The following is a 14,479-nucleotide window of genomic DNA, read 5'->3' as shown; positions in this document are numbered from 1 at the left end:
GGTCCTCTTTTAATGGCGAATTTTTTCATCGATCGCCCCATTTTTGCCTGGGTGTTAGCTATCCTGTTGTGCCTGACAGGAGCCCTGGCTATTTTTTCACTGCCCGTTGAGCAATATCCCGATCTGGCACCGCCAAACGTGCGGGTCACAGCCAACTATCCCGGCGCTTCGGCTCAGACTCTGGAAAACACCGTCACCCAGGTTATCGAGCAGAACATGACCGGTCTCGATAACCTGATGTACATGTCATCGCAGAGCAGCGGGACAGGTCAGGCGACGGTTACGTTGAGCTTTGTTGCCGGAACCGATCCTGACGAGGCCGTCCAGCAGGTGCAAAACCAGCTGCAATCGGCAATGCGTAAACTGCCGCAGGCGGTACAGGATCAGGGGGTCACGGTGCGTAAGACCGGGGACACCAATATTCTGACTATCGCCTTTGTCTCCACCGATGGCTCAATGGATAAGCAGGACATCGCCGACTATGTCGCCAGTAACATTCAGGATCCGCTTAGCCGTATTAACGGCGTGGGAGATATTGACGCTTACGGCTCACAGTACTCCATGCGTATCTGGCTTGACCCGGCCAAACTGAACAGTTTCCAGATGACCGCTAAAGATGTGACCGACGCTATCGAGTCACAGAATGCGCAGATTGCCGTCGGACAACTTGGCGGTACGCCTTCGGTGGACAAGCAGGCGCTGAACGCGACGATCAACGCCCAGTCGCTACTACAGACTCCGGATGAATTCTGCGCCATTACGCTACGCGTCAACCAGGATGGCTCAGAAGTTAAACTGGGCGATGTGGCGACGGTCGAAATGGGTGCTGAAAAGTATGATTACCTCAGCCGCTTTAATGGAAATCCTGCCTCCGGCCTGGGCGTGAAGCTGGCCTCCGGCGCCAATGAAATGGCGACGGCGGAGCTGGTTATCAACCGTCTGAACGAGCTGTCGCAATATTTTCCGCACGGGCTGGAATATAAGGTGGCATATGAAACCACCTCCTTTGTCAAAGCCTCAATCATCGACGTGGTAAAAACCCTGCTGGAAGCGATCGCGCTGGTATTCCTCGTGATGTACCTGTTCCTGCAAAACTTCCGCGCCACGCTGATTCCCACCATCGCCGTTCCCGTCGTCCTGATGGGTACCTTCTCCGTGCTTTACGCCTTTGGCTATAGCGTTAATACCTTGACGATGTTTGCGATGGTGCTGGCGATCGGCCTGCTGGTCGATGACGCCATTGTGGTAGTGGAAAACGTCGAGCGTATTATGAGTGAGGAAGGACTCTCTCCGCGGGAAGCGACACGGAAATCGATGGGGCAAATCCAGGGTGCGCTGGTCGGTATCGCCATGGTGCTGTCAGCGGTGTTTATCCCGATGGCCTTCTTCGGCGGCACTACCGGGGCTATTTACCGTCAGTTCTCGATTACTATCGTCTCCGCTATGGTGCTGTCTGTTCTGGTGGCGATGATCCTGACCCCCGCTCTGTGCGCCACCCTGCTCAAACCGCTGCATAAGGGCGAGCATCACGGACAAACCGGTTTCTTCGGCTGGTTTAACCGGATGTTTAATCGCAACGCCGAGCGCTACGAAAAAGGCGTTGCCAGAATTCTGCACCGCAGTCTGCGCTGGATACTGATCTACGGCCTGCTGCTCGGCGGGATGGTTTTCCTGTTCCTGCGCCTGCCAACCTCCTTCCTGCCGCTGGAAGACCGCGGCATGTTTACCACCTCGGTACAGTTGCCCAGCGGCTCCACGCAGCAGCAAACATTGAAAGTGGTTGAGGAAGTGGAGAAGTATTACTTCACCCATGAGAAAGACAACATTATGTCAGTCTTTTCCACGGTCGGTTCTGGCCCTGGCGGGAACGGTCAAAACGTGGCGCGTATGTTTGTCCGCTTAAAAGACTGGGATGAGCGCGACACCACTACCGGAACCTCTTTCGCCATCATCGAACGTGCGACCAAAGCCTTTAATAAGATTAAAGAAGCCCGCGTCTTCGCCAGCAGCCCTCCGGCTATCAGCGGCCTCGGAAGCTCTGCCGGTTTCGATATGGAGCTGCAGGATCACGCCGGTGCGGGCCATGATGCGTTAATGGCTGCGCGCGACAAACTCATTGAATTGGCCGGGAAAGACACCTCCCTGACCCGCGTTCGTCATAACGGTCTGGACGACAGCCCGCAGTTGCAAATTGATATCGATCAGCGCAAAGCCCAGGCGCTGGGCGTTTCCATCGACGACATCAACGACACATTGCAAACGGCCTGGGGTTCCAGCTACGTCAATGACTTTATGGACCGGGGCCGTGTGAAGAAGGTTTACGTGCAGGCGGCAGCAAAATATCGCATGCTCCCGGACGACATCAACCTGTGGTACGTACGCAATAACAACGGTGGCATGGTGCCTTTCTCGGCCTTTGCGACTTCACGCTGGGAAACCGGTTCACCACGTCTGGAGCGCTATAACGGCTACTCCGCGGTCGAGATTGTCGGCGAAGCCGCGCCGGGCGTCAGTACCGGTACGGCAATGGACATAATGGAATCGTTGGTGCGCCAGTTGCCGACCGGGTTCGGCCTCGAATGGACGGCGATGTCCTATCAGGAACGGCTGTCGGGTTCTCAGGCCCCCGCCCTGTACGCCATTTCTCTGCTGGTCGTGTTCCTGTGTCTGGCGGCCCTGTATGAAAGCTGGTCGGTACCCTTCTCCGTCATGCTGGTCGTGCCATTGGGGGTTATTGGCGCGCTACTGGCGACCTGGATGCGCGGCCTGGAAAACGACGTTTATTTCCAGGTCGGGTTACTTACCGTTATCGGGCTATCGGCGAAGAACGCAATATTGATTGTTGAATTCGCCAATGAGATGAACGAGAAAGGACACGATCTGCTCGACGCCACGCTCCATGCTTGTCGCCAACGTTTACGCCCAATCCTGATGACCTCACTGGCGTTTATCTTCGGGGTGCTGCCGATGACCATCAGCAGTGGCGCTGGTTCTGGCGGTCAACATGCGGTGGGGACTGGCGTAATGGGCGGGATGATTTCAGCCACAATTCTGGCGATTTACTTCGTTCCCCTGTTCTTTGTGCTGGTGCGCAGACGCTTCCCATTGAAGCCACGCCCAGAATAATCGGGCACAAAAAAGGCGACTTACGTTGAGTCGCCTTTTTTTATCCTTTACAGGATATGAATTTCTTCCAGAAAATTATTTACGAAGCATCACTTCGATAAAGTCTTTCCAGTTCCCCAGTTCACGTTCAATCATAACAACCTCTCTTATTATTATGGGCATTCTACGAAATCATCATCATTAAAAGAAGGCAATTTAACCGATGGTTGCGATTGATTCCTCCAGTGTTTGGGGTTTATGTGATCACTATGCGCTATACCCATAAATTTTATGTGACTTACTGCAATATTTTGAAATATTCATACATCATCTACTACTTTTGCAATTCTGATGGAAAAACAGGCTGATGCAAACAGGCAGATTCTGATTTTTAGTTATACGGTATTTTTTGGAGCTTTCAGGAATCATTATTCACTGTTGTTCAACAATGTTATATTTTTCTATAACGATTGAATGACAATATGTATTATTCATTGCCACAGAATAAAAGAATAAATATTCAAATTACGTCAATAAGGATTCAAATGATCACCCTCTACGGCATTAAGAATTGCGACACGATTAAAAAAGCCAGACGCTGGTTGGAGGCTCAAGGTATTGACTACCGATTTCATGATTATCGCGTCGACGGTCTGGACAACACGCTATTACAGTCCTTTATCAGCGAATTAGGTTGGGAGGCGCTGCTCAATACGCGTGGAACCACCTGGCGTAAACTCGATGAATCCACGCGCAGTCAAATCACCGATGCGGCTTCCGCCGCCGCGTTGATGATTGAAATGCCAGCAATTATCAAACGCCCATTGCTCTGCGCGCCGGGTAAGCCTATGCTGCTTGGTTTCAGTGAATCCAGTTATACTCTGTTTTTTAATGAGGTGTAGTCTATGTCGTGCCCGGTCATTGAGCTGACACAGCAGCTTATTCGCCGTCCTTCCCTGAGCCCGGATGATGCCGGGTGCCAGGCGTTAATGATTGAACGCCTGCGCGCGGTAGGTTTTACCGTTGAGCGAATGGACTTTGGTGACACACAGAATTTTTGGGCATGGCGCGGTAAAGGTGAGACCCTGGCATTTGCCGGTCACACCGACGTAGTGCCTGCCGGCGATGTCGATCGCTGGATCAATCCACCGTTCGAACCGACCATTCGCGATGGCATGTTGTTCGGGCGTGGCGCTGCCGATATGAAGGGTTCACTGGCGGCGATGGTCGTGGCCGCAGAACGTTTTGTCGCCCAGCATCCAAACCATCAGGGTCGTCTGGCCTTTTTGATAACGTCTGACGAAGAAGCCAGCGCCAAAAACGGCACCGTGAAGGTGGTTGAAGCGCTGATGGCGCGTAATGAACGACTGGATTATTGCCTGGTGGGTGAGCCATCCAGCACGGAAATCGTTGGCGACGTGGTGAAAAATGGACGTCGTGGTTCACTGACCTGCAACCTGACCATTCACGGCGTGCAGGGCCACGTAGCCTATCCGCATCTGGCCGATAACCCGGTACACCGCGCGGCCCCCATGCTCAACGAACTGGTGGCGATCGAGTGGGATCAGGGTAACGAATTCTTCCCGGCGACCAGCATGCAGATTGCCAATATCCAGGCTGGAACCGGCAGCAACAACGTTATCCCTGGAGAACTGTTTATCCAGTTCAACTTCCGTTTCAGCACTGAGCTGACCGATGAGATGATTAAAGCACGGGTTCACGCGCTGCTGGAGAAATATCAGCTTCGTTATACCGTCGACTGGTGGCTTTCCGGTCAGCCGTTCCTGACCGAACGCGGTAAACTGGTGGATGCAGTGGTGAACGCCATTGAGCACTATAATGAGATTAAACCGCAGTTACTGACTACAGGCGGGACGTCCGACGGGCGTTTTATTGCCCGCATGGGGGCGCAGGTAGTAGAACTTGGGCCGGTCAACGCCACTATTCATAAAATTAATGAATGTGTTAATGCCGCCGACCTGCAGCTGCTTGCCCGTATGTATCAACGTATCATGGAGCAACTCGTCGCCTGATGAGTGTTCCTATAAGAGGAAATGAGCATGGACTGGCTGGCAAAATATTGGTGGATTCTGGTGTTGGTGTTTCTGGTAGGCGTGCTGCTGAACGTGATTAAAGATCTCAAGCGCGTCGATCACAAGAAATTTCTTGCCAACAAGCCGGAGCTTCCCCCGCATCGTGACTTTAACGATAAATGGGATGACGACGACGATTGGCCGAATAAGGACCAACCGAAGAAATAATTAATAGGCAGATAAGTCCCGTAGGCCCGGTAAGCGTTAGCGCCACCGGGCATTACGTGCCGGATGGCAACGCTTCGCGTTTTATCCGGCCTACGGTGATCAATCAGATCATGGCAATCACATCATCATCGTGAGGCTTACCGCTGCTCAGCGCTTCATCAAAGTAGTGCTTCGGTACGGTAAAACGCAGATGATCGAGCGCAAACTGCATGCTGCGTTCATCAATGGCGTGCCCCAGATTTTCGACGATATCCAGCGTCACGTCTCCACCAGCGCGCATTAACGCTTCCTGCGCGGCAACGGCATGAGATAACTCAATTACCCGGTCTTCACCACCGTGAATCAAATGCACCGTCGTCGCGGTGGTTGCAGCCTCTGGCAAGGTGGCATAGCGGCCATTGAAGGCGATGACCCGCGATGCCAGCCCCGGCTCAGCTTTGATGCTCTCAAGTGACATAATCGCCCCCTGAGAAAAGCCAATCAGCGCGGTTGCCTGCGGCGAAACGCCGCTGTGCTTCTGCCAGTAACGCACGGTTTCGATAAACACCGGCATTATGGCGTCAACGCGTGCCTGACGACTCTCTTCTGTTACGCCCTGCACCGAAAACCACTGACGTCCGGACGTCGTCCCGTAAGGCTCTGCCCCGCCAATGCTAACGATTAGCGCATCCGGAAACAGCGGCGCAAACCAGGTGCCAATTTCACCCATGGCAACCGGATTATCGCCGACGCCATGAAACAGCAGCAGTAGCTGTTGAGCGGGTTTTTCGGGACTTTGAACAACAAAATGGTCATGTTTCATGGCGGTCTCCTTAGCTGATGAGAATCATTCTACGCCGCTTAACCGCAATGACCATGCCAGGAAATTGAAGAAGTTAGTGAAAAAATTGCCATTGCATAATGCGATTATGTAGCCGCTGTTCACGCTCTGCATCCAGCTGATTTAATGCCTGCGCCGCTTCGGCGCGCTGAATGACCAGCAACGCTTTACGACCAGAAATCTTGAGCTGTTGGCACAATTCGGCGTCGCTACGTTTAGCCTGGATGCGTCCGCGCAAGGCCGGAAGAGGTAACTCACTGTGCTCAAGCAGACGACTCAGACAGCCTAGAGACGTCAATAATGGCCGATGCGCGAAGGCAAACCCAGCCAGCTCAGCCCAGTCATCCTCATTAAGCGTAGCCTCTTTCAGAGGGACCAGCGGAATGTTCTCACCGTTCCATCGCGCAAGGATTTCCGCATCACGACGCAAATGCTGGTGCTCCCGCTCAGCAAGGCGTTTCCCCGCTTCGCTAATGGGAAGTAACGCCATGGCGGTATAACAGCCGCTGCTGGCTTCCCGATGATTTCCCATTCGCACCAGCACAAAACCGCAGCGCTCCCAGAAACGCCATAGTTCAGCCGTATACCCAAAACTGACCGACAGATAGTCACACGATGTGGAATAGCGGTGGGCCAGCATAATCAGCTGTTGCCCAATACTTTCTCTTTGGCGCGCAGGATGAACCGCAATTCGACTGACCCGTCTCCCGACGAGCGTCGCCGCCAACGGGTCACCACCGTGCGCCGCCAGCGACTGCGCAACCAGATTCCCTCTCGGTCGGCGATATCCGGCCCAGACGGCTTGGCTTAATTCTGCGGATAGTCCCCCTTCATCGACCAACCAGACGGCTCCCGCCACTGAGTCAGCGGTTGATGCCTGAAGAAAATGCTGTCCAGGCGCGTCCATCATTCGTCGCAGGTCCAATGGCGAGGTGCGATAATGCGCTCCGGAAAGCAGTTGGTATACCGCTAACGGCAGCGCCGGGTTAGCATGCCAGGACTGTTGCTCAAATGCCGAGAAGTGAAGCTCCCCCAATGGGGCATGCGTGAACGTTTCATCATCAAACACCAGCGCATCGCTGACGATTTGCTCCAGCGGACATCCCTGCGCCCAGCGTACCGGTTGCTGCAATTCATAGCGTTGAAGATTGGGGAAGCGGGCACAGAATTTCAGCAAGAAGCCTCTCCCCGTTCCCTCGTAGCCTTGTACTGTAGTGGTTAACAGCGTACGAGGAAAACGCGCCACCAGTTGATGCAACAGCGGCGCGGGGATCGCGGCGGCTTCATCCACAATTAGCCAGTCTGCGATTGCAGAACTGCTTAACAGCGCATCCGGGGCCATAAAACGGTAACGCTCCCCGGCAAATTGCGCCAGCACATCGGTTGCCGCTTTGGCAGGCGCTGTCACAATCGCAGTGCCGTTAATCCGCGCTATGAGTTGCCCTGCCAGAGCGGATTTACCCCGACCCCGTGCCGCCGTCACCGCAACCACACCGGGAGGCATAGCCAGCAAATGATTTAATATCATCGCCTGTTCTGGCTGGGGTTCGCCGGTTGCCGCGTGCCAGGCTGCGCGAGCAGGAAAGTACGGACAGGAAACCGGCTGATGCTGTTGCCAGTGCAGAGCCTGTCTATCGCGGGAAATCACCCGTTTGACGTGTTCAATAAAGTGCGGTGTAGGGATAGGTTCAGCACAATCGCTCCAGCGTAGTGAATCCGCGTCCGGATGCGTGTGCCAGGAATGCCAGGGTGGGGTCAGCAATACCAGCCAACTGCCAGAAAGCAGTGTGCCGCTTAAGGCGGCAAACGCCGCAGCGTCAAAACCTTGCCTGGCGTCAAAAACCGCATGACGAAACTCGCGCCCTAATAATGTTTTTAGCGCCTGCGGCGTACAGCACGGCTCGGTAGGGGCTTGCTCCCCTACCCACAGCCAGTCGCCGGGTAACATGCTGCGTAGCGCTAATGCCTGTTCCTGACACCAGTTATCCTCGCCGCTGATAATCAGCAGACGACGGATCCCTTCGAGGGTCATTTGTTCGGTTAACGTGCTCAGCGCCGTGTTATCGGACATCCCTGCCTCAGTATCTTAAATACCTTTACCAAAGGTATTACATTGCCCCGGATCGCCGCTATCAAAACCGCGTTTGAACCAGGTAAAACGCTGTTCAGAGGTTCCGTGAGTAAAGCTGTCCGGCACGACGCGTCCTTGTCCCTGCTGTTGCAGACGATCGTCACCAATGGCCTGTGCGGCGTTCAGTGCCTCTTCCAGGTCACCAGACTCCAGTACGCCCTGCTGCTGCATGCTGTGGCCCCAGACACCGGCAAAGCAGTCTGCCTGCAGTTCCATTCGAACGGAAAGACGGTTCACTTCTGCCTGTGAGGCATTCTGCTGCATCTGACGAACTTTAGGTTCAATGCCCAGCAGTTTCTGCACGTGGTGACCCACTTCATGGGCGATAACATAGCCCTGAGCAAAATCACCATCAGCGCCCAGCTTGTTTTTCATGTCGTCATAGAATGAAAGGTCGATGTAAACCGTACCATCTGCCGGGCAATAAAATGGCCCCATCACGGACTGACCCGCGCCGCAGCCGGTACGCGTCGCGCCCCGGTACATCACCAGCTTCGGCTGTTGGTAGGTGCGGCCCATTTTTTCAAACTGCTGTCCCCAGGTATCTTCTGTGGTAGCCAGAATCACCGAGGTAAATTTTGCCGCTTCATCATCGTTTGGGCTGATGGAGCGTGATGATTGCTGTTGGGAGACCGGCTGGCCAGTCATTAGCCCGGTGAGATCCACGCCATAATAACCCGCCACCAGCACCACAATCAGCAGAATGATGCCGCCTTTACCACTGGGCAGACGAAAACCAGGCCCACCCATAGAGGGGCCGCCGCCAGAGCTGTTTCGTCTGTCTTCCACGTTGTCACTTTCACGACGCCCTTGCCAGCGCATAATCACCTCAACTTTTTATTCATTATGATGATGATCGTAGGCGGTTCGGAACAGGATTACCATAAGAAATAGTAATCAAATCAGGTGGGGTTAATGAGCCGGAGAGCGATCGCCGGCTCAGGGGATGATTAGTCTAACTTCACACCCAGGCGATGCGCGACGGCTTCATAGGCTTCGATCAGGCCGCCCAGACTCTGGCGGAAGCGATCTTTGTCCATTTTATCCAGCGTTTCTTTGTCCCACAGGCGGCTACCGTCCGGTGAGAATTCATCACCCAGGACCACTTCACCTTTATACAAACCAAACTCAAGTTTGAAGTCGACCAGAATCAGACCAGCATCATCAAACATCTTTTTCAGCACGTCGTTAGCTTTGTAGGTCAGCTCTTTCATACGTGCCAGATTCTCTTTGCTCACCCAACCAAAAGTTTCGCAATAGGAATCGTTAATCATTGGATCGTGCATAGCATCGTTTTTCAGGAACAGATCAAACAGCGGCGGATTCAGTTCAATACCTTCCTCAACGCCTAAACGCTTAACCAGAGAGCCTGCCGCGCGGTTACGTACCACACATTCAACCGGTACCATCTCCAGTTTTTTCACCAGACATTCGGTATCAGAAAGCAGTCGCTCCATCTGGGTAGGAATACCCGCTTCTTGCAGTTTAGTCATAATGAAATGGTTGAATTTGTTGTTCACCATGCCTTTACGGTCAAACTGTTCAATGCGCGCGCCATCCCCTGCTGACGTATCATTGCGGAATTCGAGCACCAACAGGTCCGGGTTTTCCGTGCTGTATACGGTCTTCGCTTTACCACGATACAACTCAGCTTGCTTTTGCATCTTTATTACTCCTGGGTGTGAATTAACGATAAATATTGCGTTTTTCTGCCGACGCACACGTTTGCGTATCATATCAGAAAAAAAGGGCTGGAGTTATCCAGCCCTTTATTTTTACTTACTGAACGCTGCCTGGAAGACGGCGACCAGCGCGTCGTTCTGGCTTTGCGTCAGGGTATGCCCCTTCGGATCGATAAACTGCAAGCTACTGCGGTTGTCTAAATCACCGACCTGCAGTTTATAGTCGCCGGATACCAGACCCGGGTCGCTTGCACCCAACTCCTGCCAGTTGCTATCGGACAGTGGTTTGTAGGTCACCGCGATGCTGCCCTGAGAACGGGTGCTGTCGGTTACCTTCATCCCCACTTTCTCAAGCGCTGCCGGCAGACGCTGCCACACCACGTTGAACGGCCCGCGTACCACCAGCATTGGTAAACCGGTGTCATCGGCGGCGCTCTGAACATCCATGGTGGCTGCAGAGCGGTTCTGCGCGGCATTCGCGGCGTCTGTGGCGTTCTTATCCAGACCAGCAGAGATAACGTTCATCATTTCAGCGCTGTAGCGCTGCATTGATGCCGCATCGGCTACGGTTTTACCCGCCTGCTCGAGGTTAACCAGTTTCACCGTTACCGCTTGCTGATAGCCCTGCGGTTTAACCGAGATTTGATAACGTCCACGGTACTGCTCGTCTTCATCCAGACGGTTCCAGTCAACCCAGTCGGTGGTCAACGTCTGGCTGGCATCATCACGTTTGGTGATCGTGTAGTTTTTAGACTGAATGACGCTAACGACCTGCGGCCACAGTGTGTTGCCACGACCGTTTTCCACCAGTAATGTCGACGTATCACCCGCGATCTGTGTGCGAGCACCGGTGACTAATGCTAACGGCTGAGCCGGTGGACGAATATCCAGCGCTTTACCCACGGCACCACTGCCGTTGGTTACCGGGATATTATAGTCGCCCGACATAACCGGCAAAATCATCCCAGCTGGAGCATGAAGCTCAGCAAGCGGTGCGGCCTCCAGATAGGATTCATCACCGCTCACCTGGCGCTTATAGCGCGAGTCAGAGCTACAGGCCGCGAGCAACATAACAAGCGAAACACCCGCAACCTTGGCCAGGCGCGACTTTTGTACTGAGTAAGCCATCAAATCTCCCTAAACTTTACAGCAAACCGGCATGCTTAAGCGCCGCTTTGACGATTTCACGAGCATTGTCCGTGATTGGCGTCATCGGCAGACGTAGCGTATCGGTCGCCACAAGTCCCAACTCCTTACACGCCCATTTCACGGGAATAGGGTTGGGTTCGACAAATAGTTTGTTGTGTAACGGCATCAGACGTTGGTTAATCACCCGCGCCTCGGCAAATTGCCCGGCTGCCGCCAGTTTGCACATTTCAGCCATATCACGTGCCGCAACGTTAGACGTTACGGAAATCACGCCATGACCACCGAGCTGCATAAAATCCAGTCCGGTCGCGTCATCACCGCTGAGCAGAATAAAGTCGTCCGAAACCAGCTCTTTGATCTGGTGAACGCGACTTAAGTTCCCCGTGGCCTCTTTAATAGCGATAATATTTTTAACTTTCGCCAGACGACCAACGGTTTCCGGCAGCATATCGCAGCCAGTACGGGACGGCACATTATACAGAATTTGCGGCAGGTCAGTATGCTCAGCAATGGCTTTGAAATGCTGGAACAAACCTTCCTGGGTTGGGCGGTTGTAGTAAGGCGTCACCGTCAGGCAGCCGACAACACCGCTGTCGTTGAAACGCTGCGTCAGACTAATGGCTTCCGCGGTCGCATTGGCGCCGGTTCCGGCAATCACCGGAATACGCCCGTCAGCCAGTTCCAGCGTCATCATCACCACATCGCCATGTTCATCATGACTCAGGGTGGCGGACTCACCGGTGGTGCCAACAGAAACGATCGCCGAGGTGCCGCTGGCGACATGATAATCAATCAGTTTTTTCAGGCTCGACCGGCAGACTTTACCTTTCTCATCCATCGGCGTAACAAGCGCGACAATACTTCCCGTGAACATGGGCCATCCTCTGTGCAAACAAGTGTCTCAATGGTACGTTTGGTACGACAATAAAAGCAAGCGACCAGAGCCGTTCTGATTGTTGTATGCATGTTTTTTTTATGCTTTCCTTATGATTACCTCACCGCTCAAAGGAAGAACAGGTTTGACATCGTCATCGCAACACTATCTGGTCATTACTGCGCTGGGTGCCGATCGCCCAGGAATTGTGAACACCATCACGCGTCATGTCAGCAGTTGCGGCTGTAATATCGAAGACAGCCGACTGGCCATGCTGGGTGATGAGTTCACGTTTATCATGTTGCTGTCGGGAACCTGGAATGCCATCACCCTGATTGAATCAACCCTGCCATTAAAAGGCGCAGAGCTGGATTTACTCATTGTGATGAAGCGCACGACCGCGCGCCCCCGTCCGGCAATGCCTGCTACGGTATGGGTGCAGGTCGATGTCCCTGATTCTCCCCATTTGATTGAACGCTTCACCGCTCTGTTTGACAGCCACCAAATGAATATTGCGGAACTGGTTTCACGCACGCAACCGGCTGAGAATGGAAAGGCGGCGCAGTTGTTTATTCAAATTACCGCACATAGTCCTGCGTCACATGATTCGGCAAATATTGAAGATGCGTTTAAAGCACTCTGTACAGAACTCAATGCGCAAGGCAGTATTAACGTCGTCAATTACTCACAGCATGATGAACAGGATGGAGTTAAGTAATGAACCCACTGAAAGCCGGTGATATCGCACCGAAATTTAGCTTGCCGGATCAAGACGGAGAACAAGTAAATTTAACCGACTTCCAGGGACAGCGTGTTCTGGTTTATTTTTACCCGAAAGCCATGACACCCGGCTGTACCGTACAGGCCTGCGGCCTGCGCGATAACATGGATGAGTTAAAAAAAGCGGGTGTTGAAGTGCTGGGGATCAGCACTGACAAACCAGAGAAGCTTTCCCGATTCGCGGAGAAAGAAGTCCTGAATTTCACGCTCCTGTCCGATGAAGATCATCAGGTTTGCGAGCAGTTCGGCGTCTGGGGTGAGAAGTCATTTATGGGCAAAACCTACGATGGCATCCACCGCATCAGCTTCCTGATTGATGCCGAAGGGAAAATTGAGCATGTGTTTGATGACTTCAAAACCAGCAACCACCACGACGTGGTAATGAACTGGCTGAAAGAGAACGCCTGACCGTGAAATGCCGGATGGCGGTGTGAACGCCTTATCCGGCATACGTGCGTGCATTTGTAGGCCGGATAAGGCGTTAGCGTCGCCATCCGGCAGATGACCGCCCGGTTACTCAAACGTCCCTTTCACGCACGCTTTCTGCTCTTTCACCACGGCTTTTCCCTTCGCCCACAGGTGATGAACTTCCAGCGCGTCGTTGAGCACCAGAATGTCCGCATCGCATCCCACCGCCAGACGCCCTTTATGCTCCAGTGCCAAAAATTCTGCGACCGTACGCGTCAGCGGACACAGCGCCTGTTCCAGCGGTATGGCATGAATCTTCACCAACTGGCGCACCGTCTCGGCCAGTGATTCAAACCCCGCGACACCGATGCCGGTGAGATTGCCAAGCTCATCAAATTCCGGCTGGCTGCCGTTGCCATCCGAGCTAAGGGTAATGCGCGACAGCGGCACGTTCTGGCGTAGCGCCGTGGCGATAGCCGTGGCCGGGTCGACGGGCTCATCAATGCTGCTGGTAATGTCGATATAACCGCCTTTACGGGCATACTCCAGCGCCGCCTGGAACAACGGTTCCGCACGGTTAACGTGTGTCGGCAACAGTTTAGTAATCGGCACATCGCAACATTCAAGGATCTGGTACAACGGTTCCAGCATGCGCGGGCTGTCGCCCATATGGAAAACGCTGATCCCCGGTTTGCGCCCTAACAATCCGCCGACACGCGACTGCGCCGCCATATTTGCCAGCGCCGAGGTATCCGGGGCTGAAGAACGATGGTCCGAAACCGCACATTTCACACCAATAACTTTATCAATCAGCGCCACATCGCGATCGATACTACCGGTGATCGTCGGGGAAGGCAGAGAATACGCCCCGGTCAGCATCCATGCGCTGATGCCTTCAAACTCCAGCGCGCGGGTTTTTGCCAGCAGCGATTCCGGGTGACGGGTAATGCCATCGGTACCCAGCAAACCCACCACCGACGTGACGCCAGCTTCAACCAGCCGTGACAAGCGCACTTCCGGGGTGCGGGTATGCGGCCCCGCCTCCCCACCGCCGCCAATAAGATGGACGTGTTGATCGATAAATCCTGGGCATACAATCGCGCCGTCAAGATTGATACACTCGCAACCGGGAAAGTCTTCAGGAGAAATTGACGGGGCGATGGCAACAATTTTGCTGCCGGAGACCAGTATATCCTGTCGCCCTAAATCTTCCGGCGCATACACGTGTCCCTGCTGGAACAACGTCAAATCAAGAATTGAACAGTTCAT

At 53.7% G+C, this 14,479-nt stretch carries 14 protein-coding genes; 6 read left to right on the top strand and 8 right to left on the bottom strand.

The window, feature by feature from the left end:
- Positions 1-12 precede the first annotated feature (12 nt).
- Positions 13-3,126, top strand: a complete 3,114-nt coding sequence (acrD, locus tag OGX92_RS06155) for a multidrug efflux RND transporter permease AcrD (protein ID WP_286586327.1) — start codon at positions 13-15, stop codon at positions 3,124-3,126.
- A 75-nt stretch (positions 3,127-3,201) separates the two neighbouring features.
- Here acrD and ypfM read toward each other — a convergent pair whose 3' ends face one another.
- Positions 3,202-3,261 carry a protein YpfM gene (ypfM, locus tag OGX92_RS06150; RefSeq protein WP_001386977.1) on the bottom strand — a complete coding sequence of 20 codons (60 nt, stop codon included), beginning with the start codon at positions 3,259-3,261 and terminating at the stop codon, positions 3,202-3,204.
- A gap of 389 nt (positions 3,262-3,650) precedes the next feature.
- Between ypfM and OGX92_RS06145 the strand changes: the two genes are divergently transcribed.
- From OGX92_RS06145 to OGX92_RS06135, 3 genes are read left to right on the top strand one after another with little or no spacing between them, the layout of a single operon-like run.
- Entirely contained in the window at positions 3,651-4,007 is a 357-nt protein-coding gene (locus tag OGX92_RS06145) for an ArsC family reductase (protein WP_003835078.1), read from the top strand.
- Between the two features lie 3 nt (positions 4,008-4,010).
- Positions 4,011-5,138 carry a succinyl-diaminopimelate desuccinylase gene (gene dapE, locus OGX92_RS06140; RefSeq protein ID WP_149335086.1) on the top strand — a complete coding sequence of 376 codons (1,128 nt, stop codon included), beginning with the start codon at positions 4,011-4,013 and terminating at the stop codon, positions 5,136-5,138.
- A gap of 27 nt (positions 5,139-5,165) precedes the next feature.
- Positions 5,166-5,366 carry a YpfN family protein gene (locus OGX92_RS06135; RefSeq protein WP_003835080.1) on the top strand — a complete coding sequence of 67 codons (201 nt, stop codon included), beginning with the start codon at positions 5,166-5,168 and terminating at the stop codon, positions 5,364-5,366.
- Between the two features lie 103 nt (positions 5,367-5,469).
- Here OGX92_RS06135 and ypfH read toward each other — a convergent pair whose 3' ends face one another.
- The 6 genes from ypfH to dapA all read right to left on the bottom strand — a co-directional run bounded on the left by ypfH (position 5,470) and on the right by dapA (position 12,022).
- Entirely contained in the window at positions 5,470-6,168 is a 699-nt protein-coding gene (gene ypfH / locus OGX92_RS06130) for an esterase (RefSeq protein ID WP_286586326.1), read from the bottom strand.
- A 73-nt stretch (positions 6,169-6,241) separates the two neighbouring features.
- A complete protein-coding gene (locus tag OGX92_RS06125) occupies positions 6,242-8,257 on the bottom strand; it encodes a tRNA(Met) cytidine acetyltransferase TmcA (protein WP_286586325.1) in 2,016 nt (671 codons plus the stop codon).
- Positions 8,258-8,272: 15 nt separating this feature from the next.
- On the bottom strand, positions 8,273-9,139 hold the full coding sequence (gene ypfJ, locus OGX92_RS06120; protein ID WP_003037967.1) for a KPN_02809 family neutral zinc metallopeptidase: 867 nt from the start codon (positions 9,137-9,139) through the stop codon (positions 8,273-8,275).
- Between the two features lie 128 nt (positions 9,140-9,267).
- Positions 9,268-9,981 (bottom strand): phosphoribosylaminoimidazolesuccinocarboxamide synthase, encoded by a 714-nt coding sequence (purC, locus tag OGX92_RS06115; protein WP_003835086.1) that lies wholly within the window; start codon positions 9,979-9,981, stop codon positions 9,268-9,270.
- Between the two features lie 111 nt (positions 9,982-10,092).
- A complete protein-coding gene (gene bamC, locus OGX92_RS06110; RefSeq protein WP_286586324.1) occupies positions 10,093-11,127 on the bottom strand; it encodes an outer membrane protein assembly factor BamC in 1,035 nt (344 codons plus the stop codon).
- 16 nt (positions 11,128-11,143) lie between these two features.
- Positions 11,144-12,022 carry a 4-hydroxy-tetrahydrodipicolinate synthase gene (gene dapA, locus OGX92_RS06105; RefSeq protein WP_003037957.1) on the bottom strand — a complete coding sequence of 293 codons (879 nt, stop codon included), beginning with the start codon at positions 12,020-12,022 and terminating at the stop codon, positions 11,144-11,146.
- A gap of 145 nt (positions 12,023-12,167) precedes the next feature.
- Here dapA and OGX92_RS06100 point away from each other — a divergent pair, with 145 nt between their 5' ends.
- A complete protein-coding gene (locus OGX92_RS06100) occupies positions 12,168-12,740 on the top strand; it encodes a glycine cleavage system transcriptional repressor (protein ID WP_003037954.1) in 573 nt (190 codons plus the stop codon).
- A complete protein-coding gene (gene bcp, locus OGX92_RS06095; RefSeq protein ID WP_003835095.1) occupies positions 12,740-13,210 on the top strand; it encodes a thioredoxin-dependent thiol peroxidase in 471 nt (156 codons plus the stop codon). Before OGX92_RS06100 ends, bcp begins: the two co-directional genes overlap by 1 nt.
- 105 nt (positions 13,211-13,315) lie before the next feature.
- On the opposite strand, the gene iadA is transcribed toward bcp, so the two are convergent.
- Positions 13,316-14,479: a beta-aspartyl-peptidase gene (gene iadA / locus OGX92_RS06090; protein ID WP_063941699.1), complete on the bottom strand. Its 1,164-nt coding sequence runs from the start codon at positions 14,477-14,479 to the stop codon at positions 13,316-13,318.

Source organism: Citrobacter sp. Cpo089, assembly GCF_030332695.1.
Classification (GTDB): domain Bacteria; phylum Pseudomonadota; class Gammaproteobacteria; order Enterobacterales; family Enterobacteriaceae; genus Citrobacter; species Citrobacter portucalensis.
The sequence above is the reverse complement of the archived record's forward strand: the minus strand, read 5'-3'. Positions and strand labels throughout refer to the sequence as shown.

Bases quoted from the DNA above. Each gene is read 5' to 3' on its own strand.
- acrD (WP_286586327.1), top strand. From the start codon at position 13: ATGGCGAATTTTTTCATCGATCGCCCCATTTTTGCCTGGGTGTTAGCT.
- OGX92_RS06145 (WP_003835078.1), top strand. From the start codon at position 3,651: ATGATCACCCTCTACGGCATTAAGAATTGCGACACGATTAAAAAAGCC.
- dapE (WP_149335086.1), top strand. From the start codon at position 4,011: ATGTCGTGCCCGGTCATTGAGCTGACACAGCAGCTTATTCGCCGTCCT.
- OGX92_RS06135 (WP_003835080.1), top strand. From the start codon at position 5,166: ATGGACTGGCTGGCAAAATATTGGTGGATTCTGGTGTTGGTGTTTCTG.
- ypfH (WP_286586326.1), bottom strand. From the start codon at position 6,168: ATGAAACATGACCATTTTGTTGTTCAAAGTCCCGAAAAACCCGCTCAA.
- OGX92_RS06125 (WP_286586325.1), bottom strand. From the start codon at position 8,257: ATGTCCGATAACACGGCGCTGAGCACGTTAACCGAACAAATGACCCTC.
- ypfJ (WP_003037967.1), bottom strand. From the start codon at position 9,139: ATGCGCTGGCAAGGGCGTCGTGAAAGTGACAACGTGGAAGACAGACGA.
- purC (WP_003835086.1), bottom strand. From the start codon at position 9,981: ATGCAAAAGCAAGCTGAGTTGTATCGTGGTAAAGCGAAGACCGTATAC.
- bamC (WP_286586324.1), bottom strand. From the start codon at position 11,127: ATGGCTTACTCAGTACAAAAGTCGCGCCTGGCCAAGGTTGCGGGTGTT.
- dapA (WP_003037957.1), bottom strand. From the start codon at position 12,022: ATGTTCACGGGAAGTATTGTCGCGCTTGTTACGCCGATGGATGAGAAA.
- bcp (WP_003835095.1), top strand. From the start codon at position 12,740: ATGAACCCACTGAAAGCCGGTGATATCGCACCGAAATTTAGCTTGCCG.
- iadA (WP_063941699.1), bottom strand. From the start codon at position 14,479: ATGAACTGTTCAATTCTTGATTTGACGTTGTTCCAGCAGGGACACGTG.